The organism is Clostridium sp. AM34-9AC (assembly GCF_003480225.1).
GTDB classification, from domain to species: Bacteria; Bacillota; Clostridia; order Lachnospirales; family Lachnospiraceae; genus Acetatifactor; species Acetatifactor acetigignens.
Window position 1 is genome coordinate 1 of the sequence record NZ_QUIU01000072.1, and the last position, 735, is coordinate 735.

General features: G+C 46.9%; 1 protein-coding gene and 1 pseudogene. One reads left to right on the top strand and one right to left on the bottom strand.

The features are described from left to right. On the bottom strand, positions 1 to 206 hold a 206-nt coding region (locus tag DW835_RS17760), incomplete at its 3' end, for a helix-turn-helix domain-containing protein (protein ID WP_147353753.1). Between the two features lie 302 nt (positions 207 to 508). Here DW835_RS17760 and DW835_RS17765 point away from each other — a divergent pair. Next, positions 509 to 735: pseudogene (locus tag DW835_RS17765) on the top strand (hypothetical protein); the annotation flags it as partial.

The window sequence follows — 735 nt, forward strand, 5'->3', positions numbered from 1 at the left end:
ACGGTTTCGGAGCCTTTTGCCATCCATTCAAAGAAAGCAATCTTGCTGACCTTGATAAGCCTGCCCCTGCGGAACGCCGGAAAGCCGGGGGTGTGTACCAGCTCATAGGCGCTCGCTCTTGAAATTCCCATAATCCGCTGGATGTCCGCCACATCCAGAACCAGCGGTAAATCCTCGTAGCTGTTCAATCTCTTTTTATCGTTCATTCTGTTCCTCCCATAAATCAAATAGGTTAAAATGCTTCCTGTTGCCGTTCTCCCCAAAAGCCGTTTTCCTGCCCCATTCCTGCGGTGTTTCCCTGCATTGGTGCGCCGGATGCGTCACTTCTCCTGCCGGTCATATCCTTTTTGGACGGTCATTCACTTGTCAAAGTACTGTTTGGTACGAAATTACCAACTGCAATCATCATAGCGGACTATTCTTGACAAAACAATGCTTCTGCGATACCATGAGTGTAACGGATATAACTGAATTATATAATTACCATAATCAAAGGCAGGGGATAGGGATGGAGAATCAGTTTATACGGCATGAGCCATGTTTTGAGAGGGTTTTGTTTGTCCTGACGCTGGACAGGAAGAAAATGAAAGAGAGGATTTTGATTGGGGAAGAACAGCAGATCCGCTTCCGTCTGAACGGGAGCCAAAACACAGAGGTGCTTTGTGATATGACACGCCCGCTGGGGACTTTTTTGATAAACTTTGAGCGTGACACGGACAGAGACTGGAACTTATA